Origin of the sequence: Bradyrhizobium sp. CCBAU 45394, from assembly GCF_028128655.1 — a bacterium.
Classification (GTDB): domain Bacteria; phylum Pseudomonadota; class Alphaproteobacteria; order Rhizobiales; family Xanthobacteraceae; genus Bradyrhizobium; species Bradyrhizobium diazoefficiens.
Genome location: NZ_LBIX01000080.1, coordinates 1 through 1680, shown reverse-complemented (window position 1 = coordinate 1680; position 1680 = coordinate 1). Strand labels below are relative to the sequence as shown.

Here is a 1680-nt window from a genome sequence, read left to right as displayed (position 1 = left end):
AGATACGGTCCCGGGGTCCATATCGATTTGCTGGATACTCATCAGGCGGAATATTGGCTTACGCCATAGCCGAGCACTTACTGAGCCTCAATGAAACTGTCTCATTTATGGCGTTCATTGATGTTACGCTACCCGCAATGCCAGCCGGCATGACGCCCACCCAGACGGTATGCGAAGTGGTGCTGGAAACTCTTGAACCCCTAGAGGACGAGCACTTTAAACTATTAAAGCGCTTTGCACGGCACAGTTCAATTGCTCAACTACTTGAGAAGGCTCATCAAATAGGAGCTATACCTCCGGATCACAATGATGCTTTGATGTACGAGAGAATTGAGCAGTTTCAAAGGGCGCTGCAGCTATATCGGGCTCCGTCGCTGCCAATTGAGGTACATCAGTTTTACGCGACGGATTCTTCCGTAAGTTGTCGCGCACGACTAGACAAGAGCTCAATAGCTCCAGAGATGAGCTCGCCGATGCGAGGCTGGGACAGGGTTTTGAGTGCAGCGGCCATTGATACCACACCGATTCCAGGCAATCACGCGACGATGATGAACGCTCCAGAAAACCGCAAAGTCCTGGCACGCTCGTTATCAAGAGCCTTAAATAGCTCACCGACGTGATCTGAGGCCGCCGGCGAACTGGACCATTTTTGGTTAGAGTTTTTCGCGATTTCCCCGGCCGGGAGGAGCGAAGAACGATGAAGGCTCGAAGTTTTCGGGCGCACAGAAGGCGTTCGTTTTGAAGCTCCACTGAAAGTCCTTGAAGCGGCGTGACGGTTGATCGGTCTTCTCGGCTGTAGCCCGGGCCGCCGTCAGTTCGTCCGCGATCATGGCGAGCAGCCGCGTGTTGCGGGCGAACCCGAACAGATAATCCACGTGGTTGTCCTCGCACCACGCCATCAGCGGCTCGCGCGCAAAGGTATACCGTTTGAAGTGAACGACGATCTTCTGCACGCAATTCTTAAACTCCACTTTGATGATGTCCGGCCTGAGGAGCACACCCCGAGTTTCGCCGGAAATGCCTCAAGGGTCGACTTTTACCTCCCTGCCGAACGTATCCTGGTCGAGGCCAAGATGACGAGAAGCAGCCTTGGTCAAGAGGAAGTCACGGATCAGCTGATCAACGACGTCGCGCGATATTCCAAATTCGATGGAATCGATACGCTTGTTTGCCTAGTGTTTGATCCAGACCGTCGGTACAAAAATCCCGATCGCGTAGAGAACGATGTGCAGGGCACCGGTAGCCGACTAACCGTGCGGGCTATTGTTTGCCCGAAAGGCCTATGAGGGGTTGGAGCCCTAACATTACAGTCGTAGTTTTTGTTGCGCGCGCTCGCGAGTTCTGACTCGATGTATCACCATGATTCGATCTCAATCATGGACGACGGGCGCGTCGATCGAAACGGTGCTGGAGTTGTGGCGACGTCGCTTCGGGACGGTCTGATCGCGCCGCTTGTTCTGGACGGTCCAATGGATGGCGACGCTTTCCTGGCCTACGTCGAGCAATTGCTCGTCCCATCGCTGCGGCCGGGCGATACCGTTATCATGGACATGTGTGGACGCCCCCGTTGGTGCAAGAAGAATCTTTCGAAGAGTGCGGAGCGTGGTCGGGTGCTGACATGTGTAAAAGAAGGGACTTGAGCTGACAGTGAGTGCTTTGTCGCGGCAGGTGTCCGACAAA

The 1680-nt window shown here is 54.4% G+C and carries 3 protein-coding genes and 1 pseudogene; 3 read left to right on the top strand and 1 reads right to left on the bottom strand.

The genetic code is table 11. The annotated features are described in order from the left end of the window. Window positions 1-620, top strand: a 620-nt coding sequence (locus WN73_RS11825; protein WP_271552895.1) for a thioesterase domain-containing protein, incomplete at its 5' end; no start/stop codon positions are given. A 33-nt stretch (window positions 621-653) separates the two neighbouring features. Here WN73_RS11825 and WN73_RS11820 read toward each other — a convergent pair. Continuing rightward, window positions 654-953, bottom strand: coding sequence for a transposase (locus WN73_RS11820; RefSeq protein WP_442870071.1), 300 nt, complete (start codon window positions 951-953; stop codon window positions 654-656). Here WN73_RS11820 and WN73_RS44555 point away from each other — a divergent pair. Together WN73_RS44555 and WN73_RS11815 are read left to right on the top strand one after the other, a co-directional pair. Then, the gene (locus tag WN73_RS44555) at window positions 876-1286 is read left to right on the top strand and encodes a hypothetical protein (RefSeq protein ID WP_442870070.1); all 411 of its coding nucleotides are present in this window, start codon (window positions 876-878) and stop codon (window positions 1284-1286) included. The two genes, WN73_RS11820 and WN73_RS44555, sit on opposite strands and share 78 nt — an antisense overlap. Before the next feature lie 150 nt (window positions 1287-1436). Further along, window positions 1437-1550, top strand: a pseudogene (locus tag WN73_RS11815) (IS630 family transposase); the annotation flags it as partial. Window positions 1551-1680 lie beyond the last annotated feature (130 nt).